Genomic DNA, 26,926 nt, shown 5'->3' with positions numbered 1-26,926 from the left:
CGGGTCGCGGCCCAGCGCCATGAGAACCAGGTGGTCAGGACGGCGGTTGCATGTCACCGAGCGTCGGTGTGACGACTTCGGTGGTGAAGGTGCGGCGATAGTTGTCCGGGGTGGTGTCGAGGATCCGGCGAAACTGCCGCCGGAAAGCAGTTGCGGTTCCGAATCCACAGTGCGAGGCGATGTGTTCGATGGGCAAGCCAGTGGTCTCGAGGAGTTGCTGAGCCCGGCGTACGCGTTGGCTGTTGAGCCAGTCGAGGGGGTTGGTGCCCGCGTGAGAATTGAAGTGCCGGTGGAGGGTGCGGACGCTCACGCGGCCCTGCCTGGCGAGCTGTTCGACCGTGATCGGTTCGCCGAGGTGCCTGATCGCCCAGTCCATGACGTTTCCGAGTGTGTCATGGGTGGCACGCGGTTGGGTCGGGTCGATGTATTGGCTCTGATCACCTTCGCGATGGGGAGGTGTCACCAGTCGACGGGCGACCTGATTGGCCACGTCGGCTCCGTAGTCGCATCTGACGATGTGCAGGCACAGGTCCATGCCCGCGGACTTGCCGGCGGAGGTGAGCACACGTCCCTCGTCGACGTAGAGTGCGGCGGGGTCGACCTCGATGTGAGGATAGCGGCGGGCCAGGGTTGCTGCGTGCAACCAGTGTGTGGTGGCGCGACGCCCGTCCAGAAGTCCGGCGGCGGCAAGGACGAACGCACCCGTGCAAATGGAAACGATGCGTGCCCCGCGTTCGGCGGCACTCCGTACCGCGTCGACGAGGTCCGAAGGCGGGTTGAGTGCTTCGTCGTGGCACGCCGGCACGATCACCGTGTCGGCCGCGATGAGGTCTTCGTACCGGTAGGGCGTTGTCGTGGTGAACCACGCGTCGACGCGGGCGTTCGCGGGGCCGCAGACCCGCAGGTCGTACCAGTCCGTGGTGGTCAGCTCTGACCGGTTCGTACCGAAGATGGCGGCGGGCGCAGCCAGTTCGAAGATGGGCACGCCGTCGCTGAGCGCGAGGGCGATGACATGAGTCATGTCCGAAATCGTATCTCAGACGTCTGATCGGACACTGTTTGCGCCGTACGGCGGCCGTAATGCTGGTATCCATGACCGGCAGAGATCCCGCATTCGTCGCGGACCGTTCGACAACTGCCGCCCGCGACTGGGTGTGGCCAGGAGTGGCGATCGCGGCGATCGGGTGGGGTGCGAACCAATTCTCCCCATTGATCGTGCTCTATCAGCAGCACGGGGTTTCCCCCTCGGCAACGGGTCTGCTCTTCGCGCTGTACGCCGTCAGTCTCGTCCCGGCACTCGTGATTGGCGGCCGGTGGTCTGACCGCATCGGGCGACGCAAGGTCGTACAGGCAGCCGTGCTGCTCTCGCTGGCAGGGAGTCTGACCCTCATTCTGGGAGCAGTTCACCTGTGGTGCCTGTACCCAGGCCGGCTGCTGGCCGGGGCCAGTAGCGGCTTGGGCTTCGGCGCGGGCGCAGCCTGGATCCGTGAGTTGTCCGTGACCGAAGGAGCCGCGAGCGCGGGGCCGAGGAGAACAACTGTCGCGATGTCCGCCGGATTCGGGGTCGGGCCGCTGGTTGCCGGAGTCGTCGCGCAGTGGGCTCCGATGCCCGAAGTCAGTGCCTATCTACCTCAGGTGGTGCTCGCGGCTTCGGCGCTGCTCCTCCTGCGTCGAGCACGCGCTGTCGTTACGGACAGCCGGCCGGCCGATTCGCCCCCTGCGCCGCGCCGGACCTTGCCTGCCCGGTACCTGTTGTTCGTGCTGCTGCCCTTCGCACCTTGGGTGTTCGGGACCGCGGCTATCGCTCTGGCCTTCCTCCCGGGTCTGGTGGCGACCGGCGCCGGGACCTCGCCAGTGGCGTTCGCTGCAGTGGCGACTGCGGTGCCGGCATTTGCCGCCGTTGTCGTACAGCCCGCCGCCGCCCGCGTGGCGGGACGACGCCTGCTCCTCGTCGCCATGGCAAGTGTCGTGGTCGCGCTCTCGGTGGCAGTCTGGGCCGCCGCGACCGCAACCGTCCTGCCAGTGCTGACCGCATGCATCGCACTCGGTGCGGCCTACGGCATCACCCAGTTCGCCGGTCTCTCTGACGTTCAGCGCGTGGCTCATCCGGCACGACTCGGATCAGCGACCGCTGCGTACCAGGCGCTGTGCTATGTCGGATTCGCAGTGCCGTACCTGCTGACGATCTCCCACACCCGCTTCGACTGGACGGCGCTACACGCTCTCACCATCACCCTCGTCGTCGCGACAGTGGCGGCCCTGTGGCTGCTGGGAACCACAATCTCCGGGCGGGTAACTCGGATCGCGCCGAGGAACACCGCAGGACCACCGAATCCAGCCGGATCCATGGCAGGGTGGAGGGATGGAGTCGACTGACGCGGCGTCGACGTTCGACCCGAGGCCGTTCACGATCTCGGTGAGCGAAGAGGTCTTGGGTGACCTGACGGCCCGGATCCGGAGCACACGATGGCCGCCCGACTCGCCGGACGCACCGTGGCGGCAGGGTACGGATCTTGCGGACTTGCGAGGGTTGCTGACGTACTGGGCGGACGGCTTCGATTGGCATGCTCAGGAACGCTGGCTGAACAGCTTCGCTCACTTCGTGGCCGATGTGGACGGGGTCCGGATTCATTTCGTGCACGAGAAGGCCCGGACCGGCCGCGGCATCCCGCTGGTCTTGACGAACGGGTGGCCAAGCTGCTTCGTCGAGTTCCTGCCCCTTGTGCCTTGGCTGACCGACCCAGCCGCTCACGGCCTCGACGGGCCCGGTTTTGATGTGGTGATCCCATCACTTCCCGGATACGGCTTCTCCGAGCGACCCGCCCGTACTGGTGTGACCAGCCGATACGTAGCGGCGCAGTGGCATCGGCTGATGCGCGGGCTCGGCTATTCGCAGTACGGCGCGCACGGCACCGACTGGGGTTCCGGCGTCACCACGTTCATGGCGCTGGACAAACCCGCGCCCATGCTCGGCATCCATCTCGGCAATCTTGACCTGCATCCGTACACCGGCCCAGGATCGCAGCCGTTGTCCGAGGCCGAACGCGACTACCTGGCTCGCTACCGGCGGTGGCGGGACGACGACCGTGGCTACGGTGCTATTCAGTCGACCCGACCGCAGACCGTCGGCTACGGGCTCAACGATTCACCAGCCGGCTTGGCGGCGTGGATACTCGAGAAGTGGCGAGGTTGGGCCGACTCCGCGGGCGACCTGGACGCCACCTTCTCCCGCGACCTGCTGCTGTCGATCGTCACCATCTACTGGGCGACGCAGACCATCACCACGTCGATGCGAGATTATGTCGACAACCGCGACCTGGCTGCCCAGCTCCGGTCGATCGATGTCGTCACCGTCCCCACTGCGGTCGCCGTGTTCGCCAACCAGTTCATCGATGACGGCAGCCCGCCGCGCGAGTGGGCCGAGCGCCTGTACAACATCCGCCGCTGGACACCGATGCCCCGAGGCGGGCACTTCCCGGCCGCCGAACAGCCCGAGTTGCTCAGCCGCGACATCGCAGCATTCTTCGCTGAAATCGACGCTCGCTAGCGCATCGCGGTCCGTGCGTTCGGCGGCCGCGGGCCGGTGGTCCTGCGGACCGTATTCGCGGCGCGGCGGCCGCCGAACGCTCGGGTCAGGGGTGGCTACATGCCGGAGCGGTAGGTGTCGTCGTAGTAGCCGCCGAGGCGGGTCCGGTAGTCGTCGTCGACGTCGGCGTCGGAGTTGTACTCGGGCGCGTCCTTGATCTGGTCCTTGGTCCGGTCGACATAGACCTTCTTGTCGTCATGGTCGACCTTCTCGACCACACCGGCAGGCAGCAGCACCTTGCGCCCGAAGATCCACGGCCCGGTGTCGACCACCAGGCTGGAGGTGCCGGTCTGGTCATTGGCTTCGTCGACCTTGCCGATATCGCCGTCGAGGGCGGCGATCTTGTACCCGGTCAGGTCGGTCCCTTGGGTGTAGCCGGAGGTCGTTCGGTAGTTCCAGGGGTCGAATGCATTCATCGACATGGCGGTTCGCCTTTCGTACAGGTGGGCGTTGGCCCAGCAAGGGAACCCGTGACACGCGCGCGCCAGCTCGAGACCGGCACCCGGTGTCTCGAGCATGGTGCGAGCCCGGTACCCACGACTCGCGCGATCAAGCAGGACACCGCGAGTTCGAGTCGGTTGGCGGCTTGTCAGGCGCTCAGGTCCACCGTCCGTCCGGTGGTGATCGAGTCCTCGATCGCGCAGATGAGCTGCGTGACCAGTACGCCGTGGTCGATGCCCGGCCCGAGTTCGCCGCCGTCGACGAGTCCCGCCGCGAAGTCCTGGACCATCCACACGGCAGGGCCGACCTGTGATCGCCCGATCCGGCCGGAGACCGGCCACGCCGACCGGTACTTGTCGCTCACCACGGTGAGGCCCTGATGGGACAGATCCGCGGTCACCGACCCCTCGGTGCCGATCACCTGGAACCTGAAGTCGACGATGCCGTCACCGGCATCCGGGAGCGTCCAGGCCGAGGAGAGCGCCGCCGTCGATCCGTCGTCGAAGGTGACCAGGGCATGCACCACGTCCCAGGTGTCGATGCCGCGCTGCGCGAGTACACCACGAGATCCGACCGCGCTCACCGACACGGGCTTCCGGCCGGTGAGCCACAGGACAAGGTCGACGGTGTGCGGCATCAGAAACCAGGCCGGCGACGACTGGGCCGCCCACGACAGCATGGTCGTCGGCACGAAGAACGAGTTGCTCAGGGTGGCCGACGCCGTGATCGGCTCGCCGAGACTCCCGGATGCCATCGCCGCTTTGGCTTGCACCACGTGCGGGTTCCAGCGGTTCTCGAAGCCGACGAGGCATCGAACGCCCGAGCCGTGAACCGCCGCAGCAATGGCATGGGCGTCGTCCAGGTTGGTGGCGACCGGTTTCTCGATCAGCAGATGCTTACCGGCCTCCGCCACGTCGACGGCAATCTGGCGGTGGGCGAAGTCAGGCGTCGCCACGATCACGGCGTCCGGATCGAATGCCTCGAGCAACTCGATGTGCGACGCGGAAACAGGCAGTCCGGTGGCGTCCCTCGCCTCCTCGGCCACTTTGGCCGAGGGCTCCGCGAGACCGACGACGGTGACGTCCGGCTGTTCCCCGAGAGCCTCGGCGAACAGCCTGCCGCGCAGCCCGGCGCCAACGATGCCAATGGTGACCATGAAAGACCCTTCTCCGGGTGTGCTCAGAACAGGGTGAAGCCGCCGTCGACCTTGACGATCGAGCCGGTCATGAAGCTGGACGCCTCGCTGGCCAGGAAGATCGCGACCGGCCCCAGCTCCGGCGGCAACCCGTAGCGCTTCATGGCAGCGGGATCGACGCACCACTCCTTGAACTCCGGCTGGTCGACGGGCGACATCTCGGTGAGGAAGTATCCCGGCGCCATCGCGTTCACGCGGATCCCGTGCGGCGCCCACTCAGCCGCCAGCGCCTTGGTCAGTTGATGGACGGCGGCCTTGGACGAGAGGTAGGACGCCTGCCACCGGGGCTGGTTGACGATCTCGGCCGACATCGAACCGACATTGACGATCGTGCCGCCACCTCGCTCCGCCATCCGGCGTCCGACCGCACGACTGCAGTACCAGACGCCGTCGACGTTGACGGAGAACACCTCATGCCATGCTTCGTCGGGCGTCTCGAAGGCCCGGCCGGCGACGCCGATGCCCGCGTTGTTGAGGAGCACGTCGATCTCACCGAACTCGGTGCTCACCTGCTCGACCGCACGTTCGACGTCCTCGACATCGGACACCTCGAGCTGGACGCCGTACGCGCGAATGCCGAGCGCACTCAGCTCCTCGGCGGCGGCTTGGGCCGAAGCCAGCGTCCGCGCGCTGACCGCTACCGCCGCACCCGCATCACCGAGCGCCTCGGCCATCGCACGTCCAAGACCCCGGCTCCCACCGGTCACGAGAGCAACCTTGCCCTCGAGCGAGAACTTCTGCAGAGCGTTCATGCTGTCCTTTCGGGGTGGTATCAGCCCGCTGGAGCGCGTCGAGTCAGAGTCCTCACGCGCCATGCCAGCAGCCTGCCGTACCCGGCCCGGACTGCGCCATCACCATCTCAAGCGGCGCTAGATCGCCGGGTCACGCTGCGTGCAGTCGCGCGGCGGGCGCGAGACGGTTTCAGTCGACGTGCAGCACTGCCTTGCCACCAATCCTGCGCTTCAGGAGAGCCTCGACAGCGATCTCCGGATCGCGCCAGGAGCCTTCGTATTCGGCCTGCCCGTCGAGGCGTCCATCGGCGACCAGGGCGCAAAGGCGAGCGAGGTCCTTGGCAGCGCCGCCCTGCGCGGCGCTTTCGTCCCACTGATTCAGGGTGTAGATCGTGGCGCCCGGGGACCGATCGAACCGGCCGGCGCGGAAGGACACCGTCTCTTCCGGACTCTGAGTGGCGATATTGACCAGAGTGCCGCGCTGCGCAAGGTGCTCCACGGCCTGTCCGAAGACGGCGCCCCCCACGCAGTCGATGACCAGGTCGAAGTCTCCCTCCAGCCGCTGGATGACCTCACTGGCACCCAGTTCGTGAAGCAAGGGAGCAGACACTGTTGCGTTGCGCACCAGAGCACTCACGTGTGCGCCTGCCGCGCGGGCCAACTGCACTGCGATCCGCCCCACGCCACCCGTCGCACCGCTGATCAGAACCCGCTTCGCGAGCACCAGTCCGCCGAGCTCCAAGCTCCGCAATGCCGTCACACCGGCCGTGGGTAGTGTGGCGGCCTGCACGTCAGCGACATTGTCGGGAACCGCCGACAGCATGGTGATGGGAACAGACACCAACTCCGCCCATGCCCCAGCCCTCACCAATCCCACCACTCGTGTCCCCCTGGGCGGCCCTTTCCCATTCGCGGCGGCCCGCTCGACGACACCGGCGACGTCCCAACCCGGGACGGACCCTTCAGCTGATCCCGGAAGATCCAGAACCTCGCCGCGATTGAGCGAGAACGCCCGCACCCGAACCAGTGCCTCGTGACTCGACGGGACCGGGTCCGCCACGCTGGTCAGCACGACGTGCGGAGCGGATGCCGTAGTGGTCAAGGCGAGCACACCCCGACCCTAGCCCCACGGGACATCCGCCAGTACCCGGTAGCGTTCTCGGCCGCGGACCAGGCGACGCTCCCGCCTGCACCGTGGCCGGGATCCATGAGGTCCCTAGAGGATGAGGGTTTTCAGGTCGACGGAGTCGGCCATGGCCTGGGCGCCCTTGTCGTTGAGGTGCATGCCGTCACCGCTGTCGAGTGCTGGGTGGATGGTGTCAGGGGCGTCTGGATGCTCGACAGCTCGCGCCACGTCGAAGACGGCGTCGAAGGCGTCCGTGGTACGGATCCAGTCATTCACCTCGTGTCGGACGGCGAGGCCCTCAGGACTGCTGACTCCGGGATAGATGGCGCCGCCGAAGGGGCCGATGGTGGCGACGAGGATCTTCAGATCGGCCAGATGCGCGCGATGGGCCAAGGTACTGAAGCCCTGGATGAGCGCATCGGAGCCGGCGGGTGGCTCCCCGGCCATGCCGGGGAGGCCCAGATCGTTGATGCCGAGGTGAACCAGGACATGTGTCACGCCGGGAATCGACAGAACGTCGCGGTCGAACCGCGCCAGCCCCTGCTCGCCGACCTCGTCCTGCAGAAGCCGGTTTCCGGCAATGCCCTGGTTGACCACCCATCCTCGCTCGAGGCGGCGGTTGAGGACGTCGACCGAGCGGTTGTTCGCGCCGGTGGTACCGACTCCTTCGAACCAGGAGTCGCCGAACGCGACGGCGATCGCGGTGTTGTCGGGGACCAGCACGTCCACACCGCCGACGTAGAACCTCGCTTCGATCTGGTCGGCCGCAGGGAGTGCGGCCGACGCTACGTGGTTCCCGCCGATGATGTGGGCCGTCTCCCTGGGCATCTGGGAATAGGTCGCCAGGCCCGTCTCCTCAGGGAGGTCTAGGACGAGGTCGGAGCTGGGGCGATGGGCAGGTCGGTCGGGTCGGCGAGCGATTCCTCTCCCGGTGGGATCGTGTGCTCGTCCGAACCCCCGAAGGTGAGCGTGGCTGATCCGTGCTCGGTGGCCACCGAGGCAGCGGCGATGGTCAGAGGGGTACGGCCGTAGCGGTTGGTCAGGCGTACGCGTAGCCGACCTCCGCCGCCGGCCATGTGAAGTATCTGCCGCACGGTGTGGTCGGCGAAGCTACGCGGTTCGCTGAGCTTGACCTGCTCGTAGGGACTGATCACCCCGGTGCGGAAACCGGCTGTCCAGATCATGTTCGCTCCATTCGTCCCGCACGGAATCCTCACTCAGGCAGGGATCAGGATGGTCTTTCCGGGTAGCCGTCCCACGGCAGCTTGGTCGTGGACGGCGGCCAGATCGGTCAGTGGCCGCCGCTCAGCCACATCGATCTTCAGATCACCGGCATCCAGCCGACTGACCAGCTCGGCCAATTGCACGGCATCGCTGCGGGTGAAGACCCGAGCGGTGCGCACGCCGCGTCCGGCCTGATCGGGGCCAGGGGTGGTGGTGCTGGCGAAGGTACCACCATCGGCGACGAGGTCGATCAGCTCAGCGATTTCCTTGGGGCTGGTGGGCTTGAGGTCCGGGCTGGTGGGAGCGAGATGTAGCACGGCGTCGAACACCTGTCCTGCCAGGGCCGGCGTGATCGGGGCGGCGGTGTAGTCGATGATCCGTCCAGCGCCGTACGAGCGGACACGGTCGTGGCTGCGCGCACCGGCTGTTGCCGTCACGGTGATGCCGGCCTGCTTCGCGAGTTGGACGGCGTACCCGCCCACTGCTCCGCCGGCGCCGTCGATGAAGACGCTCTGGCCCGCCTTCAGGTCGGCGTGTTCGAACAGGAGCTGCCAGGCAGCCAGCCCGACAGAGGGCAGTGCTGCCGCGTCGGCCAGCTCAGCCTTGCGAGGCGCGGCCGCCAGTACGTCGGCGGGGACCGCGACGTACTCAGCGGCACCGCCGGCCTGGAGAGGTGGCAAGAATGCCACTATTGCGTCACCGACGCTCCAACCGGTGACATCGTCGCCGACCTCGGTGATGACGCCGGATATGTCGTAGTTCGGAACGTGCGGGAGTTCGATCGGAAAGATCTGCTGCAGCAGGCCTCCGCGGACCGCGGCATCCAACAAGTTGAACGCGGTGGCGGCGACCCGCACCACCACCTGACCGGTGTCCGCCACCGGGTGATCGATGTCCTCGTAGCTGAGGACATCGCTGGCGCCGTACGAGTGGTAGCGCACTGCTTTCATAACTGTCTCCTTCGTGAAGCTGTCGTGGTATCGCCGGAGATCGGCTAGCGGCTGCTCGTCTGGCGCGATGGCGAAACTGCAGGATGCGGCGTGGCACTCCAGAGCTTGGCCGAGGCCAGTGCGATCCATAGGTAGCCGGTCACGACGGCTGCCCACAGGAACACGACACCGATGGTGTGCTGCGCGAGGGCGGCGCCGCCGAGGAAGCCGACAATGATGGTGACGCCGGACGCGGTCGACCAGCGCCTCCATCCCGGATCACCGTGCAGATCGAGCCAGCGAGCAAAGCTGAAGCAGGCGCCGGCCAACGCGAGGAACTGTGCCGCACCGAAGGCCATGTGCAGGATTCCGGAGCTGGTGATGGTGACCTCGCCGGTCCCGGGAGGAAAGCCCTGCATCGGGTCGGGCGCGAAGATCCCGCTGCCGACCAGGCCGATCGCGAACACTCCGAGCAGGCCCGGAGCAAGCCTGCCCCGGCGACGTGTCTGCATCGCTCGCAGGAATCCGCCCGCGGCCGCGAGGGTCAGGAGGCCGTTGATGATCAGGTTCGCGGACTGGATCCAGCCGCGGTCTCCGAGCATCAGCAGACTCAACTGGTGTTCGGAGAAGTCGAATCCGTCGCGGCTGAAGGCCTGAACTAGGCTGACGGCAAAGTAGATGGGACCGACGAGAACTCCCCAACCGAGCATGGAGCGAGTCACGGCAGCTTGGGTGTTGAAGTAGGGCTCTGGTTCCAGTGGCACTTTGGGTAGGCCTTCCTCTGCCCACGATCGATCGAGGGCTGTGTCGTAGCGCATGTTCGGCGAGTGCCGCATCACCTCGGCAAGGTAATCGGGCCGGTCCCTGACCGCTCACCGGTTCTTCACGCGGAGCGGTCCGGCCGGGCAGCTGTCGACGCCCGGCCGGAGGTTCCTTCAGGAGCGGGCGAGACGGTACGCGCGATGGATCGTCTGCTCGATCGAGTTACCTGAGCGGTCCTTGACGACGATGCGTAGAGATCCGTACTGATGACCGCTCGAGGCGGCGGCAGGCAGCATGACGGTCACGGATCCACCGTTCACCCGGCTCCTCAGCTCCTTCCAGGTCCCGCCGTCATCGAACGAGTGCCAGACCGAAGCCGCCCCGATGGTCACCGCGGTGCCGTCCTGCAGGCGGACCCGCGCGGTGAATGGCAGCGGAGATCGGGGATCGGCGCTGTTCCTCACCGACAGCGGAATCTCGTAGGCAACGGACAGCAAAGGCAGCGGTTCTGGGCCGCCGCCCACCTGGGACGATCGGAACGACCAGGCCGTGTCCGTCCGGGTCGAGAGGCGGCCGGCGGTCGACGAGTCGTTCGAGGCGGTCATTTCGAGGCGGTAGCCAGTGTCGTCGGCCGGTACGTCGATGTCTCCGAACCCCGCGTAGGGGAACGTCGCCAGCAGTTCGGAGTCTCTGAACAGCCTGCTGCTCGATTCGCCGATCACTCCGCCCTGGTGTCCGTCCGCGGGCAGGAGGACCAATGAGTCGATGAAGTCGTTGCCTTTGCCGTCGCCGCGAACCCAGCCGAAGACCACGCTCTCCGCAACGGTCTCCTCCGGTGTGCGTACTGCGACCGGGCGGGCGTCCTTCGCCTTCAGGGCCAGGTGGACGTCGCGGTCGACGACCCGCTGGGGATCGGCCACGACGCTCATCTCTTCGGTGAACCGGTCCGACTCGTCGTTGCTGGTGACCAGGGCGGTGATGCTGTACGTCGCCTTAGGGATCCGCAGGTGCAGTGTCTGCCCTGCCGTGATGCTGCCGTTGATGTAGCCCCAGGGTTCGAACAGGCCCTTGCGGTAGTTGTAGAGCGTCACGCTTCCGGATGCCGGTCGACCCACTCGATCGGTCAGAGACACCGTGACGTCGGCCAGGTCACCCTGTCGATAGAAACCGAGCAGCGTGGTGACCGGGACCTGACCTCCGGTGGCCACCAGCCGGCCGGAGTACTGTCCTGGCTTCAGCAGCGACGGGTTCAGGGTGATCGTCGCTGTCGCGGCACCGTTGGGCTGCACCACCAACTGATGGTGACTGACGCTGAGAGCAGCAGTTGGAATCGGATTCCCGTCATCGGACTTCATCGCCGCGGTCAGCGTCAAAGTGACAGGCTTGTCGCCGTCATTGTGATACGTCAGCGTCCGGGTACGAGGTGCGGCATCGTCCGTGATGTAGCCGAGGTTCAGTACGGACTCGCTGACTCGCACGGTCGTGGCCACAGCGCGGTCGACTGCCACCAGCCCCGCTCCCTGACCCCAGATCGGCTCGTCGTCGACTGGAACGGCGGTCGAGACGAGGGCGGCCTTCAGTTGCGCAGCCGTCCAGTCCGGGTGCCGCTGCGCGAGGATTGCCACGGAGCCGGAGACATGCGGAGCAGCCATCGACGTTCCCGACAGGGACATGTACCTGTCCCCGACCGGTCGCCCGATCACACTGCCCGCGGCGCGTGCGGCGACAACGTCGGTCCCCGGGGCGCTGATCTCCGGCTTGATCGCGTTGTCACCGACTCTGGCACCACGACTGGAGGTTGGATTCAGCCGTCCGTCGAGCTGCAGATTGGCCACCGCGAGAGCAGAGTCGGCCGAGGCCGGTGACGAGACCGTGCGTTCCACAGGCCCCGAGTTGCCCGCGGAGACCACAAAGAGGGCGCCGCTGGATGCGGTCAGCCTGTTGACGGTCTGACTCAACGGATCGTTGCCGTCGGTGGGATTGCTGCCGAGGCTCAGGTTCACGACTTTGGCGCCCTGGGCAACTGCCCATTCCATGCCCGCGATCAGCCAGGAGTCCTGTCCGGATCCGCCGTCGCTGATCACCTTGCCGACAAGGAGCTTCGCGCCGGGAGCGACACCGGAATACTGCCCTTTGGAGGCTGCTCCCGATCCGGTCACGATCGAGGCGACGTGGGTGCCGTGACCGATCAGGTCGTCGGTCTTCCCGTCGGGCGTGAACGATCGGGTGGCAGCGACCTTGCCGTCGAAGTCCGGATGTCCCTGGTCGAGTCCGGTGTCCAGCACGGCGACCTTCACGTCGCGTCCGTCGTAGCCATCGCGCCAGGCTCGCGGCGCTCCGGTGGCCGGCACCGTCCGGTCCAGTGAGGGACGGACCTTGCCGTCGAGCCAGATCTTCGTGATCCCGTCGTCGAGACCTGCCGCCAGGTTGTTGGCCGCACCAACGGTGGCTTGGCGCGCCACATCGGCCCAGAACTTTCTGGCGGTTGACTTGACCGCGCTGACAGCGCGAGCGTTGACGCTGCTGAGGACTCTGCCGGTTCGCGCTCCATCGGGTACGGCCTGTGAGAGCGCCGATCCGTACATGAGGATCAGCGGCAGATCCTGCCGGGTGGCGTCGTCGTACCCCTGCTCGATCAGGGCTGTGACGTCGAACAACCGTCCGTCCAGCGAGCCGCGGTCGACCAACGGCTGCGCCGGCAGTGGGATCACTTGGGTGTGCCCACCTCGTTCGAAGATCCGGAACGCCGCTGACGGTGACTTGGCGTCCAGAACCGCGGTCGTGCGGCCGTCCGGCATCTTCCGTACGTGCACGACGTCCCCGGTGATCAGGGTGACGGTCTTTTCCGTTTCGGCTACGGCAGGCGGCGGTTCGGTGCCCACGGGTGGACCCGCGCTCGCCCCGGGAGCAGCGAGTGGCAACAGGGCTACCAAGAGCGCTACGCCGGCACTGATTGTCCTTCGACGCATGAATGTTCCTCCGTGATGAAGCGCCGGTGGTCGGCGCTGATTCCACCATCACCGAAGGCTTTCCGGCTGTCAGCAAGCTTTGCTGACGACATCTCGCCAACGGCGGGAACGCGACAGCGTGCGGTCGGCGATCGATGCCTGAAGCAACCAGATCGTGGTGGAAACGACAACTGACCGGCGTCGGCGTCATCCACGCCGATTCGCCGGTCAATCGTCGATCGAGATTGCGTTGGGAGAACTACTCTTCTGGTGACTGCCGGAAGAAGGCCGTGAGGGCAGGCTTGAGGGCTGCTGGTGACACCGCGTGGCTCTGGCCGTCGAGAACCTGGTACCGGCCGTCGGGGAGAACCTCGGCGAGTTGCCGAGCTCCGGTCCGAAGCGGGCCGGGCGCTTTGCCGCCGGCCATGACCAGGGTCGGTACCTTCACTTCGGCGAAGTCCGCGGCCACCAGTGGCTCGCCGTAGATCTTGTCGCCGACGATCGCCACGTCGTACGGAAGGGTGTGGGCCAGCCTGGTCAGGCGCCTCCACAACGGCAGCAGCCGCATGATGCCGACCGCGAAACCAGGCGCGCCCATACCCTTCGTCATCATGAACCGGACCGCCGCGCTGCTGTTGCCGTCAGCAACGAGCGTGGTCAGGTGTTGCTGAAAGTCGGGTGGGGGCAGTGGTGTGCTCTTGTCGACCCGGAAAGGTGGTTGATACAGCGCGAGTCTGCGAATGCCGATGTCGGCCGCGGCAGCGTGGAGGGCCAGCGCGGCGCCGGAGGACTGCCCCCAGACATCCGCCTCGCCGCCCGCCGCCTCGATGAGTGCTGCTAGGTCCTCGATCTCGCGCTGTACGGAGTACGGCCCCGTGTCGGTACTGTCCCCGCGCCCTCGTCGGTCGTAGTTGTACACGGTGAACTGGTCGGAGAGGGCGGACACCAGCTTGGGCAGCATTGGGTACTTGCGGTAGCTGAATGCCCCGGCGACGAGGATCAGGGGTGCACCGGCGCCGGCTTCGTCGTAGGCGATGGTCGTGCCGTCAGGTGAGGTCACTGTCTGCATGATCGGGTTCTCCACTGGTTGCTGTATCAGTAACTCGGCCACGGGAGGGGGCCGGAATGGGGGAGATGAAAGTCGTCCATCGCCAGTTGCGAGGTCAACCACGCCGCCCGCGGCCAGCGGTGACGATCGATACGGTAGAGAACGTGCCGCTCGAGCCGGTGGCCGGGCGTGACGCGCGGATGGTCGAAGTCGTCGGCCGGGTCGTGAAGCATCCCGATCCGCTCCATCACCCGGCGAGACCGCCAGTTGCCGGTCGCCGTCATGGCGACGACCTCGGCCAGCCCGAGGATTTCGAAGGCGAACTGGAGACAGGCGCGGGCGGCTTCGCTGGCGTACCCGTGCCCCCAGGCTTCTCGTGCGAGGCGCCAGCTGATCTCCGTCGCGGGTGCGAAGTCTGCCTCGAAATCCACTGTTGCCAGGCCGGTCAAGCCGATGAACCGACCGGTGTCCCGGGTCTCGAGTGCCCACAGGCCGTGCCCGTTGGCCTCGATCGTGCGCAGGCAGCCGTCGGCCATCGCAAGGCTCTGTTCACGGCTCAATGCCGCGGGAAAGTACTCCATCACCTGGGCATCCGCGCTCATCGCGGCGAACGGGCCGTGATCGAGGATGGTCCACTGGCGGAGCAGGAGTCGCTCGGTACGGATCATGTCCGCACGGTAAAGGCGATGATCCCCGATCCGTCCCGGATCATTCACGGACCGGCCACCGACCGACCCGCAGACTGAGGATCAGTCGGTGTTGTCTTCCGCGGCTTCCCGATCGAGCAGCAGATTCGTCGCAGTCTGGTAACCGTCCCGCGCCTTGGTGAAGTGGCGTTCCAGCACCTCCAGGTCGGCCGGGGACAGACCCTCGAAGGCGTTCCCGACCAGGGATCGGACCACCTCCAACGTCTCGTACAGCCGGGCGGGCTGGGTCTTGCCCAACCGGACGATCGTACGGCGGCGATCCTGTGGATCGGCCGACCGCGAGACGTAGCCGAGTCGCTCCAGACGGTCGACCATGCGGGTGGCGGCGCTGGTGCTGAGGCCCACCAGCCGGGCCAGTTCGCCAGTCGCGAGGCCGTCGTGCAGTTGCAGCACGTTCATCGCCTGGTAGTCGGTGTAGCCGATGTCGAGGCTGGCGGCCACTGTGTGGTGATAGGCGACAACGGCCGCGAGGTATCCCCGATAGGTCGCTTGTAGGTCGGACGGCACGACTCAGCTTCTTCCTTTGACGGGTAGATGCACGCATGCAATTATTGCGCCCATGCACATTATCTTCACTGCTCAGAGCATCCTATGAAGGCCGCTACCCCGCTCGTCTTCCGCGGTGCGCTGGTGCTGTTCGTCGTGGTCGTGGCGGTGGAGGACGCCGTCCGGACCGACTTCTCACCGCTGGACCATTGGGTCAGCCATCTCTCGATCGGACCGTGGGGATGGATCCAGATCCTCAACTTCCTCGTGGCCGGCTCGGCGCTGGTTGCCTTCGGCCTCTTCCTCCATCGGCGGGTCGCCGACGTCGGCGCGTGGCCCGGCCGGATGGTCACAGCGGTCGGGATCGCCTTCGGCGCGGCCGGCCTGTTCGTGTCGGATCCGCCACCGGACTCGCAGTACGACGCCGCGGTCAGCTGGCACGGTCAGGTCCATGACATCGCCGGAGGACTGTTCTTCGTTTGCCTGACCGCGGCATGTGTCGTGACGCGGGCAATGGTCTCTCGGGTTTGGGGGTGGATCGCCGCCGCAGGCGTCCTCGGTTTCTGGATCGTCGCGTCGGTGCTTGCGGCGGTCAACTTCGCCGACGGCGGCCCGAGTCTTCCTTCTGGTCTGGCCGAACGGCTGTCGGTGCTGATCGGGTTCGCCTGGCTTTTCGCTGTGGCCACCCAGTTCAAAAGTCAGCCGGCCGTGTCGATTCGAACCCCAGCGGTTCGACGCTCTCAGTGAATCGTCCTGAGACGAAGATCAGAGAGGAAAGACCATGAGCACGAAGACTCTGCTCTCGGCCGGCGTCGTCGCCGGCCCCCTGTTCGTTGCCACCGTCGCCCTGCAGTTGCTGACCCGCGACGGTTTCGACATCACCCATCAACCCATGAGCCTGCTCAGTGTCGGAGCTCTGGGGTGGATTCAGATCACCAACTTCGTCGTGGCCGGGATTCTGGCCTGTGTGTTCGCCGTCGGCCTGCGGCGCTCGCTTCACGGCGGCCGCGGAGCGAAGTGGGCTCCACGCTTCACCAGCCTGTTCGGCATCGGCCTGATCGCCGGCGGCGTGTTCCCTCCCGACCCTGCCCTCGGATACCCCGTCGGAACTCCGGATGAGATTCCCTCGGAGTTCAGTTGGCATGGCACCTTGCACGCGTTTGCGCCGCCGCTGGCCTTCACCGCGCTGGTGGTCGTCAGTCTGATTCTTGCCGCGCGCTTCAGAGCGGACGGCCGGACGGCGTGGGCGGCGTTCTCCGCAGCCAGCGGGGTTGTCTCTCTGGTCCTGAGCGCCTGGCCGGACCAGGACACATCCAGCTGGCGGCTGGCGATCTCGGTGCTGATCGGGTTCCAGTGGTTCACGGCCGTTGCCCTGCGCTGCCTACGCGGTGCCGATGTCCATGATCGGGCTGACCATGCTGTCGGGCGGGTGCGAATCTGATCCGGCAATCGACGGCCGTTGTGTCGACATCCGCCTCTTCCGTTCGACGCACTGGTGGGGAGATCTGTCGGACGTGGCGCGCGAGGCCATGGACCTACCTTCTGAGGAGGCGGCATGAAGCCGGTCGAATTCAAAATCCTGGGGCCGCTGGAGATCTATGGCGGCGGGGAGGAGCTCGTCGTCGGTGGCAACCGCAGCCGCAGCATCCTCGCGGCCTTGTTGCTGGAAGCCAATCGGGTCGTGTCGATCCAGCAATTGATCGCCGCGGCGTGGGGCGACGAGTTTCCTGCGGGTGTTCGGATTCAGGTTCAGAATCGGGTTTCCGATCTGCGCCGGGTCTTCCGCAGCGGACCGGGGGGAGTGGACCCGATCGGAACCAGGGGGTCCGGCTACCTCGTCGAGGTCGGCGAGGGACAACTCGACCTGCACGAGTTCGAGCACGACCTTCGCCGGGCGGCGAACTTCGAGCAAGCCGGTTGCCCGGTGGAGGCCACCCTCGCCATCGACGCCGCACTGGGGTGGTGGCGAGGCCCGGCTCTCGACGGCATGGCTACCGCGACGCTGGAGGTCGCGGCGCGCCGGATCGAGGAGCGTCGTCTCGGCGCGCTGGAATGGCGTGCGCGGCTGCGGCTGGAGCTTGGCCGGCACGCCGAAGTCGTGCCGGAACTGCTCGGGCTGGTAGCACTCCATCCGTACGGGGAGGGCCTTCAGTGTCTGCTGATGCTTGCCTTGTACCGCGCCGGCCGTCGGGCAGAGGCGCTGGAGACCTTCCGTCGCGCACGGGGTCTGCTCCGTGACCAACTCGGCGTCGAGCCTGGGGTGGAGCTCCGTCGTCTCCATGAAGCGATGCTCCGTGGTGACCCGTCACTCGACCATCAGCCCCGTACAGCGGCCCTCACCTCGGCCGGGCGCTGTCCCGGCGCGATAGAAGCGTCAGACCGACTGATGGTCAAGGCGGACCTCGAAGCGTCCGAGGCGATGTATGCCGAGCTGGACAGGCTCCGCCAGGAGAACCAGGCGTTGACCCTCGAGAGAGACCTGCTCAAGGGGTACGTGGACATGTGGGTGCGGCAGGCAACAAAGACCGGTGACCCACAGGTGACGGATCGGTGATCCCGCCGACGAGGCTTCGGTGGTCGCCGCCCTCCTTACCGCTCGGAGATCGCGGAGAGCGCGGCCGAAGAGATCCCAGGAGGATTGGCCTTGTCCGCTTTTTCACGTTCCGCACGCCTCCTTCGCTTAGGCGTGACGCTGACCGCCCTGGTGGGCGGCTTCCGAGGCGGATCGTCGTCGGACTGCGGCTGAGAAGTCTGTCGCTTCCATCAGTGACCCCGGGTCCCGCCGTCCCGTCGTACCGCTGCCGTCGCACGGCCGGGCGGTGCCAGCGCCGGGCAGGAGCAGTCATTGCAGTCCCTCCTCAGCTCCTGCCCACCTCCCATCGCGCGCCGTTGCCGACCGGCTCTGCTCGACAGCGGTACGGCGGCGCGGTGGGACCCGGGCCCCGCAGCCGGGCCGTGTCGAATTCGGATAGTGCAGGGATTTCTCTTGCAATGTGTCGATCCTGGCCACTCCTGAACGACGCATTCACGACAGTAGGCATCGATGCCTGATCCAAGGAGACAATGCATGAGGAAGCTAAGCGCCGGTTTGTTCGTCGCTCTCGATGGTGTCGTCGAGGCGCCCGAGAAGTGGCACTTCCCGTACGCGAACGAGGAGATGAACGCCGTCGTCGAGGCAACCGGCGCCGAAGCCGACACTTTGCTGCTCGGCCGGAAGACCTACGAGATCTTCGTCGACTTCTGGCCGAAGCTGCAAGGCGAGATGGCCGACCAGATCAACAACAGTGCGAAGCTTGTGGTCTCGACCACGCTGCCGGAAGTGGACGCCGGCTGGAATGCGTCGCTCCTCGACGGAGACGTCGTCGAGACGGTCACCGCACTGAAGAAGCAGCCAGGGAGGGACATCAGCGTGATCGGCAGCATCTCGCTGGTCCGGCAGTTGCTGAGGACAAAGGTTCTCGACGAGCTACGGTTGCTGATCCACCCGATTGCCGTCGGATCCGGTGACCGTCTGTTCGCAGAGGGAGATCCGCTGCCGCTGAAGCTCGCTTCGTCGACCACCTTCAGCACGGGTGTCGTGTACGCCATCTATCAGCCGGCGTGATCGAGCCTGCGCTCGGGACGAGCGAGTGCTGGTCCCGAGCGCCGGTGGTGGTGTAACGGCCGAGGTCGGAGCGAATGGCGAAGGGACAGAGCCATGGTTGACGAACATTCGCGGGCATTGCCCGGCTCCGGCATGCTTCCAGAAGAGGCGAGGCTGCCACCCGCGGACGAGTACCTGTACCGAGCGCTGGTTGGTCGCGCCTCTGCCTCGCCCCAAGAGATCCTCCGCGAGTCGGCGAGCGATCTGGCCGAGGTTCGGCGCGGGTTGGCAAACCTCGAGGCCAGGGGCCTGGTCGCGCGTACGCCGGACGATCACGACCGTTTCGTCGCCCTGGCCCCGCTGGTGGCGCTGAAAGGTGCTGTCGTCGCCCAGCAGTCGCGCCTGGACCAGGTGCAGGCGTATGTGCAGCACCTGGCGGCGCTCTACCAGTCGGCGAGGCCATCCAGTCCAGGCGACGTGGTCGACCTGCTCCAGCCAGGCGACCTCGACCAGGTCTTCAAGGAACTCCAACGCGCGGCGCGGGTCGAGATCCGGGCTTTTGTCATGCCGCCATTTCTCACCGACCACACCGACGAGGATTTCCACGCCGCCGAAGTGGATCAGCTGGACAGTGGGATTCGCTACCGAGTCGTCTACGACCGCGCAGGGTTCCTCGCCCAGGGAGGGGTCGAATCGATGCTCGCCGATGTCAACCGAGGTGAGGAAGTGCGGGTCGTGGACCGACTTCCGATCAAGTTGTTCATGGTCGACGATCAGACGGCTGTGGTGCCATGGACGAATGGAACGGGGGAACTCGATCCGCGTGCGGTCGTGGTCCGGGGGACCGGGCTCCTGACCGGGTTGATCGCCTTGTTCGAGCAGACCTGGGATCGAGCGGCGCCGTTCAGCGATGCTGTCGCCGCCGCCCCCGGGGGTGTCGATGAACTGCCTTTCGACCAGGAGTCACAACGGCTGCTGAGCCTCCTACGGGCAGGCTTCACAGATGTCACCATCGCTCGGCAGTTGGGCGTTAGCACTCGCACCGTGCAGCGGCGAATACGTTTGATGATGGAAGCGGCCGGGGCCGAGAACCGCTTCCAACTGGGCGCCCGGGCGACCGCTCTCGGCTGGGTCGATCCTGTTCGCTGAATGATCCGGCGAAGGTCAGAGCGTCCGGGTGAGCACCGAACCCCACGCGATGTCACCGTCGTAGGTGAAGATCTCGAGCGTGTCCGACTCGCTCACCGCGCACGTCTGCCAGGCCGGATTGTCCGGATCCAGCTTCGAGGTGTGGACGTAGTAGCCGTTCGCCGGCGATGCATCTTGCCGGCGGCGGGCTTAGCCTCAATCCGTGGAGCCGCTGAGTTGATGGCCGTTGGTGCGGGCGGTGGCTGGTTGGCTGTTGATGGGCAGCGTTGGGGTGCTGGTCTGCCCAGCCTTTCCACGTTGATTGTCCGGTCGGTGCCGTGCGGCAGGTGGTCGAGGGTCAGGCGGTGATCGGCGGTCCGGTCGCGATTTGGAACACCTTCGTCCAGAGAGTGGTCCAGTGCTGGGCCCAGGGCCAGTGGGCGGGCAGGTGCAGGACTGGGCGGCGTTGCGGTCGGGCCAGCCGGGCGGGCACGTTGACGACCTGGCGGCGCAGCGTCGTGCCGCGGGCGACGGCGTGACTCGGGCTGGTCAGGGTGCCGGCGGCGCGGAGCAGGTTGTGGGTGATGGCCGCGCAGATCGCCCAGGCGCTGTTGGCCGCGAACCGGCCGGAGGGCAGGTGGGCCAGCGGTCCGTCGATGAGGTCGGCGAACACGGTCTCGATGATCGCGTGCCGGCGGTGGGTCAGGTCCGCGGCGACGACTGGTTCGGTGCTGTTGGTGAGGAACGGGTGGTAGCGCCAGACCGGGAACAGTTCCTCGGTCTTGGCGCGGTCGCGGACCCGGCGCACGACCAGCCGCGCGGTGACCGGGTGTTTGGTGGAGGCGAACGCGGTGAACTCGACCTCGGCGACCTCGGCGTCGGAGATCAGCTCACCGGTGTCGGGGTCGACGACCGCGCCCGGGTAGTGCACCGGCGTCCACGCGTCGTCGCCGATGGCGCCGATCGCGGCGCTCACCGCCCGGTTCTTGGTCAGCACGACCGAGAACCGCACCTTGGCCCTCACACACGCGGCGACGACCGCGCTGTTGCCGTAGGCCGAATCGCCGCGCACCAGGATCTCCCCGGTCGCCCCGGCGGCGCGGGCGGTGGCGATCGCCTCGCGCACCATCGACGCCGCGCCCTTGCCGGAGCCGGCCTTCCCGGCGCGTAGCCGGATCCCGGCCACCACCGGAGCACCCTGCTCGGTGCTGATCGTGGTGGCCAACGGCGATAAGCCGCGGCGCAGTACCTGCCGGCCGGCGATCTTGGTGTGCCCGAAGCTGGCGCCCTGCTTGGCGTGCCCGTAGACCGGGCGCAGCAGCGAGTCGATATCCACATACGCCCGGGTCTCGATGCCGGGCAGCAGCCCAGTCCGCTCAACCAGGTTGACCAGATGCGCGCGGGCGACCGACGCCAACTGCAGGCCGTGGCCGTGGGTGAACTCCCGCAGGAACTGGCCCAGCGTCGCCGGCGCGTACACCTCGCCGAACAACCGCGGCATCCCGCCGGAGCGGATCACGTCCAGATCGTCGATGCAGTCCGCTCCGGCCGCCATCCCCGCGATGATCGAGGTCAGCTTGCCCGCCGGATTCACCCCGGCCGACGCCACCGCCGACGCGGTGATCGCAACCTTGCCCGAGACCAACTCCGACAGCCCCGCGCGCTCCGCGAGCGCCATCACCGGCACCAACCCGACACACGACACGAGGTTCTCGTCATCGAACAACAGCTGCGCTCGCGACCAACCATCAGGTAACTTCACTGGCAGTGCCTTCTTGGATCGTGGGAATCGGGACCTAGACAATCCAGATTCTCCTGATCCAGAAGGCACTCTCACGTTCAACGCACCGGACCGCGCCCCACCGGTCCACGGATCGAGGCTTAGGGCTCACGGTCACAGGTCGCCTCATCCGTCTGTCCCGGTTTGATCACCTGGCGCTGACCGCATCAGTGATCGTGTCGATCTCCGGGCCGCCCGTCCGACGCATTGATGTGGTGGCAAGCGATCGGCCGTGCGGAACGGAGAGGATGCAGGATGACGGAGTCAGTTGATTTGACCGGCCTGGGCGAGGTGCCCACCGACTGGTCGCACATCCGGAAGGAGTCGAGACCTTCCGACGCCCAGTCTCTGCCGGGGGTTTACCTCAAGTGGTACGACGTGTCCGCACCGGACAACGCGGTCTCGAAGGCGGAGCAGGATCAGGCTCGCAGGTTCCTGGAGCAGGAGACCGGTCGCGGTGCGCTTGCCTTCCGCAACGAACTCGGTTTCGTCATCCTGCACCGATCAGGGGCAGCCTTCCACTTCCTCATCGTGTGTGTCTGGCGTGAGGTCAACGAGATATGGCAAGTCCTGTACGTGAAGGAGGCCGGCGGCACCTACCACCAGGTCCCCGATGCTGGGCTGTTCCGCCCAATGCAGTGCGTCTGGGAGCTGGGACCGACCTCCCACGAGCGGGAGGCGTGGTCCAACTACTTGTTATCGCCACGCGACGAGGCGTCGAAGCTGGCTTATGTGGAGGATCTCCACCAAGGAGCCGTTTGACGAAGCCGCAAGGGCGAAGACCGTGGTACACCGGGCTGGCTCGACGAAGTGGCCGCTAGCCGGCACCTTCGAGGTCAGTCGGCTGAGGGTCGTTGCGGTATCTGCCGGGGGTGACGCCGTACTCGCGCTTGAAGGCGAGGGCGAAGGCAACGTCGGAGCCGTAGCCGACTTGGCGGGCGACCGTGGCCAGCGGTTGATTTGATTCACGCAGCAGGCGGGCCGCGGTGGTCATGCGCCACCAGGTCAGGTATTTCATCGGGGGGCATCCGACCAGGGTCGCGAATCGGCCGGCGAAGGCAGCGCGCGACAGGCCGGCGGTTGCGGCGAGGTCAGCGACAGTCCAACCGCGCTCTGGCGCGTCGTGAATGGCCTGCAGCGCACCGCCGACAGCGGGATCTTGGAGTGCGAGTGCCCATCCTGCCGGGGGTACCTCTTGCGCCTGCTCTTCGAACCAAGTGCGGAGGATGTAGAGAAGAAGCGTATCGATGAAGGCTGCGATGACGCCCGTCGATCCGGGGCGGGGAGTCGACAGTTCATCGCCGAGCATGCCGACGGCAGCCCGGAGCGAGTCGCGCTGCCCGAGCCTGGCGGGCAGGTGAATCATCGGCGGCACAGCGGATAGCAACGGATGTGGCCGCGCCGCGTCCAGGACGTAGGCGCCGCAGAGGAGGATCGTCGCCGTGCCGTCGCCGGCCGGGAGCCCGTCCTGGCGGGTTGGATCGAATGGGCGGGTCGGGGTGTCAGGGTGGTCCGCCAGGCCGTGAGGCGCGCCGTTCTGCAGGAAGACGACGTCGCCCAGGCCCAGTTGGACCGGTGTGGCATCGCGCGGCGGCAGCAACCAGCACGAGCCCTGCAGTACGACGTGGAAGGCGGCGCCGTAGTCGTCGCGGAAATGCATTCCCCAGGGGGAGGCGAGGACGTGACGCTTCGAATGTGGACGACCCGTGCGCATCGCGGTGATCGCGTCGGTCAGCACATCCATGGCCGAAAGTGTAGACGATGAATTGGTCATCCTGGACGGATACCAATTGAGCATCTACCTGACGGCTACATAGCCTCCTCGTGAAGCCCGGTCGATCGACCGGCACACCAGGAGGACGAGATGGCGAGAGTGGTGCGGTTCGATCGGCTCGGAGGTCCGGAGGTGCTTCGGGTCGAGGAGGTCGCGGTCGGCGATCCCGGGCCGGACGAGGTGCGGCTCAGGGTGGACGCCATCGGTGTCAACCGGGCGGAGGCCAACTTCCGGACCGGGACGTACGTCTACCAGCCGGCGCTTCCCGGGTCGGGACTGGGGTACGAGGCGGCCGGGCTGGTCGAGGCAGCCGGTGAAGGCGTGCACGACTTCGCGCCCGGTGATGCGGTCAGCGCATTGCCGACCTTCCTGATGACCGAGTTCGCGACGTACGCCGAGACCGCGATCCTCCCGGCCCGGGCAATTGTGCGGCATCCCGGAAATGTCGACGCATTGCACGCTGCTGCCACCTGGATGGCTTACTCGACCGGCTACGGGATGCTGCTGGAGTTCGGCGGACTCGTACCCGCGATGCCAGTTCTGATCACTGGGGCGTCGAGCAGTGTCGGGATCGCAGCGATTCAGATCGCCAACAGCATCGGTGCGGTTCCGATCGTGACGACCCGCACCGATGCGAAGCGGCAGCGACTCCTCGACGCTGGTGCCGCCCATGTCGTCGTGACCGAGACCCAAGATGTCGTCAAGGAGGTTCTCTCCGTCACGAATGGCGATGGCGTGGCGCTGGCGATCGACGCGATCGGTGGCGCCGGCCTGAGCACGCTGATCCAGACTGTCGCTCCTGGTGGGTCTCTCGTCGTCTACGGCTGGCTGGATCCGGCGCCGATGCCGTTGCCCGTGCATCCGGACTTCCGGGCCCGCAACGTTCGTACCTATGCCTTCACCGAAGTCACGATGGATGACGACGCGCGGCTCGAGCGGGCGAAACGATTCGTCACCGCGGGCCTTCGCTCGGGTGCCTTGGCGCCCGTGATCGACCGCACCTTCGACCTGACCGAGGTCGTCGAGGCCCATCGCTATCTCGAAGCCAACAACCAGCTGGGCAAGGTCATACTCACGGTGGATCGCTAGCCGTCAAATGTCAGGTTCTTCGGGTGGCATCGGTTGCCGCGATCCGGCGGCGGACTCCGCTATGCCCTGCCGGCTGTGTCACTGCAGCGGGAAGGGGGGTTGCCACCACCACGGCTGAGTGTCGACGACTATGCGGTCCAGCCATTTGACCCACCAGAAGCCTCGGCGACCTTGCGCGACGAGGCGTGCGGGCGCACCGTGCCCGATCGACAGCGGCTGGTCGGCGACATGTGTCGCGATGAGCAGATGCGGTAAGTCCCGCAGTGGCAGGCGTCGCGCGTACCCGGTGACGGAGATCGCGACGACGCTGCGTGCGTCCGGCGGGAGCGATGCCGGCAGCAGCCGGTCGAGCCGCACTCCGCGCCAGTGCTGGTCGGCGTACCAACCGCCCGTGCAGTCGAGCACTACCTCCATCTCGTCGGTGGCCATCGCCAGCAGCGCGTCAGGATCCAGCTCGGCCACCTGCCGGCCCGGCACCTCGACACGCAGCCGCCAGGTGGCCAGGTCGATCTGCGGCACAGCGTCAAAGGCCCACTGGGTGACGGGCATCGCCTGCGGGCGATTCGAGCCGACCTCGTGTGAGCCTGTCGCCCTGCGGTCCTGTCCCGGTAACGAGAGCCCGCGGGCGACACCTTCCACGGCGAGGTACGCCGCACCCGCACCAGCGCCGAGACCGAGCGTGCGGAGCAGGGTGCGCCGGGACAGGTCCGTACGCCGCGGTCGTTGCGGGTGCCGGAACACGTGCACGACGGCAAACGGAACCGCGAGCACCGCGGCGCCGACATGCACCTGGATCGGGGTGAGACCCGCGTAGGTCCGGAAGCCGCCGAGGACGTGGACGACGCCCGCGAGGAGCGATACGGCGATGAGAATCCCGAGGGCGATGCCGTCAGCCGCACGCCAAGAAACCGACCGGAACGCCCTGCTCCGCCGTACGATCAGCGACTTCCACGGGACGAGCAACACCAGCGCGAGGCCCGCTGCGCCGTGCAGCACGGTGACAATCCGCTCGGGCCTCGTGGTGCCCGTGCCGAATGCGACCCAGCCGGTCGCGAACGCGAGTACGAGCAGCATCAGCAGGGCGACGTTGGTACGCCGCCCGGCACGTCGGCGGACCCCACCCTGCCGGCCCATACCCCAAGTGTGCAGCGTCAACTCCGGAGGTTCTCGCCCGCGAGGGATGAACCGGCTTTCTCGCAGAACGACCACCATGGGACTCAGGACGGGCATATCCGTCGGATTCTGGAGGTTCGAGATGCGCCGCTCAGGGTGGCTTCTCATCGGGGTCGGGGCGCTGCTGATCCTGGGTGCGGTCCTGCTCAGGTTCGTCGTCGCGCCGAGCGCGACGAAACTGCCGGCTGACACCGACATCACTACGGCGTACAGCGGCAAGGGCACCGTGCTGAACGCCGCGGCGCTGCAGTCGGGCGACGTGGCCAACGCGCTCGCGCGAGACATCCCGGTCACCCTCGACCGGCACGTCTACGTCAGCGACGCGAACAGCGACACGGCGATCGTGCACGACGACCTCACACTGAAGGCCGGAACGACGTCCTCGAAGGACAACCACACGTACGCTGTCGACCGGAAGGACCTCACCGAAACCGCCTCCATCAACGGTGTCGAGGTCGAGAAGCACCAGGGGCTGACGGTCAGCCTGCCGGTCGACCCGGAACCGAAGTCCGGCGTCTACACGTATTGGGACACCCCGACGCGGACCGCCGTACCAGTGACGTACGTCGGCACCGAGACGCGTGCAGGTCGCGACACTTACCACTATCGGGCCACCGCGTCCGGCGCGTTGGCCAATCCCGCGTTGCTGCAGCAATTGCCCTCCTCGCTTCCGAAGACGCTCGCGCCGAAACTGCTCGCTCTGCTGCCCGCCGAGACTCAGCAGAGGTTGCTCCCGCTCGTGTCGGCGCTGCCGGACCAGGTACCGCTCAGCTACACGGCCACCAGCACCTACGACGTCTGGGCAGACGCCGCATTGGGTGCTCCCCTGGATACGAAGATCAACCGCTCGGTGGTCGCCAACGTGGGGGCCGGGGCGGCATCGATTCCGCTGCTCCCGGTACTGACGATCGACGTCGCCGAAGACCAGGCGTCGGTGCAGGATGCGGCGGACAGGGTGGCGAGCTCCGACCAGTTGCTCAGCTGGATCGAGGTGTGGGGTCCGATCGTGCTGCTGGTCCTCGGCCTGGTTCTGGTGGCGCTCGGACTGTGGCTGGGCAGGCGCAGGCCCGCACAGCCCGGCGCTGAGGACACTCGGACAGGCGTGGACTCGCCCGCACCAGGCTGACGCGGCGAACAGGTTGACGGCCCGGCGGTGAATCGCACTTCGGGGGTGACGGAGTGTGACGCCGGGCGTACTATCCACTCGAGGGGCCGG

The 26,926-nt window shown here is 66.8% G+C and carries 26 protein-coding genes; 10 read left to right on the top strand and 16 right to left on the bottom strand.

The genetic code is table 11. From position 1 onward, the window contains the following. Positions 1–34: 34 nt before the first annotated feature. Positions 35–1,021, bottom strand: a complete 987-nt coding sequence (locus OG876_RS02505; protein ID WP_328523085.1) for a GlxA family transcriptional regulator — start codon at positions 1,019–1,021, stop codon at positions 35–37. Positions 1,022–1,092: 71 nt separating this feature from the next. On the opposite strand from OG876_RS02505, the gene OG876_RS02500 reads away from it, so the two are divergent. Beyond that, positions 1,093–2,376 (top strand): MFS transporter, encoded by a 1,284-nt coding sequence (locus tag OG876_RS02500; RefSeq protein WP_328523084.1) that lies wholly within the window; start codon positions 1,093–1,095, stop codon positions 2,374–2,376. Beyond that, positions 2,363–3,547, top strand: a complete 1,185-nt coding sequence (locus OG876_RS02495) for an epoxide hydrolase family protein (protein ID WP_328523083.1) — start codon at positions 2,363–2,365, stop codon at positions 3,545–3,547. Before OG876_RS02500 ends, OG876_RS02495 begins: the two co-directional genes overlap by 14 nt. A gap of 95 nt (positions 3,548–3,642) precedes the next feature. On the opposite strand, the gene OG876_RS02490 is transcribed toward OG876_RS02495, so the two are convergent. The 12 genes from OG876_RS02490 to OG876_RS02435 all read right to left on the bottom strand — a co-directional run bounded on the left by OG876_RS02490 (position 3,643) and on the right by OG876_RS02435 (position 15,204). After that, on the bottom strand, positions 3,643–4,008 hold the full coding sequence (locus tag OG876_RS02490; protein WP_328523082.1) for a PRC-barrel domain-containing protein: 366 nt from the start codon (positions 4,006–4,008) through the stop codon (positions 3,643–3,645). A gap of 167 nt (positions 4,009–4,175) precedes the next feature. Then, complete coding sequence (locus OG876_RS02485) at positions 4,176–5,183, bottom strand: Gfo/Idh/MocA family protein (protein ID WP_328523081.1); 1,008 nt, start codon at positions 5,181–5,183, stop codon at positions 4,176–4,178. Positions 5,184–5,206: 23 nt separating this feature from the next. Continuing rightward, positions 5,207–5,974 (bottom strand): SDR family NAD(P)-dependent oxidoreductase, encoded by a 768-nt coding sequence (locus OG876_RS02480; protein ID WP_328523080.1) that lies wholly within the window; start codon positions 5,972–5,974, stop codon positions 5,207–5,209. 169 nt (positions 5,975–6,143) lie between these two features. Beyond that, a complete protein-coding gene (locus OG876_RS02475) occupies positions 6,144–7,064 on the bottom strand; it encodes a zinc-binding dehydrogenase (RefSeq protein ID WP_328523079.1) in 921 nt (306 codons plus the stop codon). A 105-nt stretch (positions 7,065–7,169) separates the two neighbouring features. Further along, positions 7,170–7,907: a GDSL-type esterase/lipase family protein gene (locus tag OG876_RS02470; protein WP_328523078.1), complete on the bottom strand. Its 738-nt coding sequence runs from the start codon at positions 7,905–7,907 to the stop codon at positions 7,170–7,172. A 38-nt stretch (positions 7,908–7,945) separates the two neighbouring features. Beyond that, the gene (locus OG876_RS02465; protein WP_328523077.1) at positions 7,946–8,263 is read right to left on the bottom strand and encodes a hypothetical protein; all 318 of its coding nucleotides are present in this window, start codon (positions 8,261–8,263) and stop codon (positions 7,946–7,948) included. Between the two features lie 33 nt (positions 8,264–8,296). Continuing rightward, positions 8,297–9,253 carry an NADP-dependent oxidoreductase gene (locus OG876_RS02460; RefSeq protein WP_328523076.1) on the bottom strand — a complete coding sequence of 319 codons (957 nt, stop codon included), beginning with the start codon at positions 9,251–9,253 and terminating at the stop codon, positions 8,297–8,299. A 44-nt stretch (positions 9,254–9,297) separates the two neighbouring features. After that, the gene (locus OG876_RS02455) at positions 9,298–9,942 is read right to left on the bottom strand and encodes a DUF998 domain-containing protein (protein ID WP_328523075.1); all 645 of its coding nucleotides are present in this window, start codon (positions 9,940–9,942) and stop codon (positions 9,298–9,300) included. A 225-nt stretch (positions 9,943–10,167) separates the two neighbouring features. Then, positions 10,168–12,876, bottom strand: coding sequence for a S8 family serine peptidase (locus tag OG876_RS02450; protein ID WP_328523074.1), 2,709 nt, complete (start codon positions 12,874–12,876; stop codon positions 10,168–10,170). 325 nt (positions 12,877–13,201) lie between these two features. Further along, on the bottom strand, positions 13,202–14,011 hold the full coding sequence (locus OG876_RS02445; RefSeq protein WP_328523073.1) for an alpha/beta fold hydrolase: 810 nt from the start codon (positions 14,009–14,011) through the stop codon (positions 13,202–13,204). Between the two features lie 26 nt (positions 14,012–14,037). After that, complete coding sequence (locus OG876_RS02440; RefSeq protein WP_328523072.1) at positions 14,038–14,658, bottom strand: GNAT family N-acetyltransferase; 621 nt, start codon at positions 14,656–14,658, stop codon at positions 14,038–14,040. An 81-nt stretch (positions 14,659–14,739) separates the two neighbouring features. Continuing rightward, the gene (locus OG876_RS02435; RefSeq protein ID WP_328523071.1) at positions 14,740–15,204 is read right to left on the bottom strand and encodes a MarR family winged helix-turn-helix transcriptional regulator; all 465 of its coding nucleotides are present in this window, start codon (positions 15,202–15,204) and stop codon (positions 14,740–14,742) included. A gap of 84 nt (positions 15,205–15,288) precedes the next feature. On the opposite strand from OG876_RS02435, the gene OG876_RS02430 reads away from it, so the two are divergent. From OG876_RS02430 to OG876_RS02410, 5 genes are all read left to right on the top strand, one after another. Then, positions 15,289–15,930: a DUF998 domain-containing protein gene (locus OG876_RS02430; protein ID WP_328523070.1), complete on the top strand. Its 642-nt coding sequence runs from the start codon at positions 15,289–15,291 to the stop codon at positions 15,928–15,930. Between the two features lie 34 nt (positions 15,931–15,964). Then, positions 15,965–16,624: a DUF998 domain-containing protein gene (locus OG876_RS02425; protein ID WP_328523069.1), complete on the top strand. Its 660-nt coding sequence runs from the start codon at positions 15,965–15,967 to the stop codon at positions 16,622–16,624. Positions 16,625–16,738: 114 nt separating this feature from the next. Further along, entirely contained in the window at positions 16,739–17,737 is a 999-nt protein-coding gene (locus OG876_RS02420; protein ID WP_328523068.1) for an AfsR/SARP family transcriptional regulator, read from the top strand. A gap of 513 nt (positions 17,738–18,250) precedes the next feature. Continuing rightward, a complete protein-coding gene (locus tag OG876_RS02415; RefSeq protein ID WP_328523067.1) occupies positions 18,251–18,787 on the top strand; it encodes a dihydrofolate reductase family protein in 537 nt (178 codons plus the stop codon). Between the two features lie 93 nt (positions 18,788–18,880). Continuing rightward, positions 18,881–19,915 (top strand): MarR family transcriptional regulator, encoded by a 1,035-nt coding sequence (locus OG876_RS02410; protein WP_328523066.1) that lies wholly within the window; start codon positions 18,881–18,883, stop codon positions 19,913–19,915. Between the two features lie 337 nt (positions 19,916–20,252). Here the strand turns inward: OG876_RS02410 and OG876_RS02405 are convergent, their stop codons facing one another. Then, positions 20,253–21,656 (bottom strand): IS1380 family transposase, encoded by a 1,404-nt coding sequence (locus OG876_RS02405; protein WP_328522955.1) that lies wholly within the window; start codon positions 21,654–21,656, stop codon positions 20,253–20,255. A 273-nt stretch (positions 21,657–21,929) separates the two neighbouring features. On the opposite strand from OG876_RS02405, the gene OG876_RS02400 reads away from it, so the two are divergent. Continuing rightward, positions 21,930–22,436, top strand: coding sequence for a hypothetical protein (locus OG876_RS02400; protein WP_328523065.1), 507 nt, complete (start codon positions 21,930–21,932; stop codon positions 22,434–22,436). A gap of 55 nt (positions 22,437–22,491) precedes the next feature. On the opposite strand, the gene OG876_RS02395 is transcribed toward OG876_RS02400, so the two are convergent. Then, the gene (locus OG876_RS02395; RefSeq protein WP_328523064.1) at positions 22,492–23,418 is read right to left on the bottom strand and encodes an AraC family transcriptional regulator; all 927 of its coding nucleotides are present in this window, start codon (positions 23,416–23,418) and stop codon (positions 22,492–22,494) included. 120 nt (positions 23,419–23,538) lie between these two features. Between OG876_RS02395 and OG876_RS02390 the strand changes: the two genes are divergently transcribed. Continuing rightward, positions 23,539–24,537: a zinc-dependent alcohol dehydrogenase family protein gene (locus tag OG876_RS02390; protein ID WP_328523063.1), complete on the top strand. Its 999-nt coding sequence runs from the start codon at positions 23,539–23,541 to the stop codon at positions 24,535–24,537. A gap of 78 nt (positions 24,538–24,615) precedes the next feature. Here OG876_RS02390 and OG876_RS02385 read toward each other — a convergent pair whose 3' ends face one another. After that, complete coding sequence (locus tag OG876_RS02385) at positions 24,616–25,671, bottom strand: molybdopterin-dependent oxidoreductase (protein WP_328523062.1); 1,056 nt, start codon at positions 25,669–25,671, stop codon at positions 24,616–24,618. Positions 25,672–25,792: 121 nt separating this feature from the next. Between OG876_RS02385 and OG876_RS02380 the strand changes: the two genes are divergently transcribed. Further along, entirely contained in the window at positions 25,793–26,836 is a 1,044-nt protein-coding gene (locus tag OG876_RS02380) for a porin PorA family protein (protein WP_328523061.1), read from the top strand. Positions 26,837–26,926: the final 90 nt, after the last annotated feature.

Origin of the sequence: Kribbella sp. NBC_00359 (assembly GCF_036097425.1) — a bacterium.
Taxonomy (GTDB): domain Bacteria; phylum Actinomycetota; class Actinomycetes; order Propionibacteriales; family Kribbellaceae; genus Kribbella.
The sequence above is the reverse complement of the archived record's forward strand: the minus strand, read 5'-3'. Positions and strand labels throughout refer to the sequence as shown.

Bases quoted from the DNA above. Each gene is read 5' to 3' on its own strand.
- OG876_RS02390 (WP_328523063.1), top strand. From the start codon at position 23,539: ATGGCGAGAGTGGTGCGGTTCGATCGGCTCGGAGGTCCGGAGGTGCTT.
- OG876_RS02495 (WP_328523083.1), top strand. From the start codon at position 2,363: ATGGAGTCGACTGACGCGGCGTCGACGTTCGACCCGAGGCCGTTCACG.
- OG876_RS02400 (WP_328523065.1), top strand. From the start codon at position 21,930: ATGACGGAGTCAGTTGATTTGACCGGCCTGGGCGAGGTGCCCACCGAC.
- OG876_RS02480 (WP_328523080.1), bottom strand. From the start codon at position 5,974: ATGAACGCTCTGCAGAAGTTCTCGCTCGAGGGCAAGGTTGCTCTCGTG.
- OG876_RS02440 (WP_328523072.1), bottom strand. From the start codon at position 14,658: ATGATCCGTACCGAGCGACTCCTGCTCCGCCAGTGGACCATCCTCGAT.
- OG876_RS02410 (WP_328523066.1), top strand. From the start codon at position 18,881: ATGGTTGACGAACATTCGCGGGCATTGCCCGGCTCCGGCATGCTTCCA.
- OG876_RS02460 (WP_328523076.1), bottom strand. From the start codon at position 9,253: ATGAAAGCAGTGCGCTACCACTCGTACGGCGCCAGCGATGTCCTCAGC.
- OG876_RS02430 (WP_328523070.1), top strand. From the start codon at position 15,289: ATGAAGGCCGCTACCCCGCTCGTCTTCCGCGGTGCGCTGGTGCTGTTC.
- OG876_RS02490 (WP_328523082.1), bottom strand. From the start codon at position 4,008: ATGTCGATGAATGCATTCGACCCCTGGAACTACCGAACGACCTCCGGC.
- OG876_RS02395 (WP_328523064.1), bottom strand. From the start codon at position 23,418: ATGGATGTGCTGACCGACGCGATCACCGCGATGCGCACGGGTCGTCCA.
- OG876_RS02465 (WP_328523077.1), bottom strand. From the start codon at position 8,263: ATGATCTGGACAGCCGGTTTCCGCACCGGGGTGATCAGTCCCTACGAG.
- OG876_RS02385 (WP_328523062.1), bottom strand. From the start codon at position 25,671: ATGGGCCGGCAGGGTGGGGTCCGCCGACGTGCCGGGCGGCGTACCAAC.
- OG876_RS02425 (WP_328523069.1), top strand. From the start codon at position 15,965: ATGAGCACGAAGACTCTGCTCTCGGCCGGCGTCGTCGCCGGCCCCCTG.
- OG876_RS02485 (WP_328523081.1), bottom strand. From the start codon at position 5,183: ATGGTCACCATTGGCATCGTTGGCGCCGGGCTGCGCGGCAGGCTGTTC.
- OG876_RS02470 (WP_328523078.1), bottom strand. From the start codon at position 7,907: ATGCCCAGGGAGACGGCCCACATCATCGGCGGGAACCACGTAGCGTCG.
- OG876_RS02415 (WP_328523067.1), top strand. From the start codon at position 18,251: ATGAGGAAGCTAAGCGCCGGTTTGTTCGTCGCTCTCGATGGTGTCGTC.
- OG876_RS02445 (WP_328523073.1), bottom strand. From the start codon at position 14,011: ATGCAGACAGTGACCTCACCTGACGGCACGACCATCGCCTACGACGAA.
- OG876_RS02500 (WP_328523084.1), top strand. From the start codon at position 1,093: ATGACCGGCAGAGATCCCGCATTCGTCGCGGACCGTTCGACAACTGCC.
- OG876_RS02505 (WP_328523085.1), bottom strand. From the start codon at position 1,021: ATGACTCATGTCATCGCCCTCGCGCTCAGCGACGGCGTGCCCATCTTC.
- OG876_RS02455 (WP_328523075.1), bottom strand. From the start codon at position 9,942: ATGCTCGGTTGGGGAGTTCTCGTCGGTCCCATCTACTTTGCCGTCAGC.
- OG876_RS02380 (WP_328523061.1), top strand. From the start codon at position 25,793: ATGCGCCGCTCAGGGTGGCTTCTCATCGGGGTCGGGGCGCTGCTGATC.
- OG876_RS02420 (WP_328523068.1), top strand. From the start codon at position 16,739: ATGAAGCCGGTCGAATTCAAAATCCTGGGGCCGCTGGAGATCTATGGC.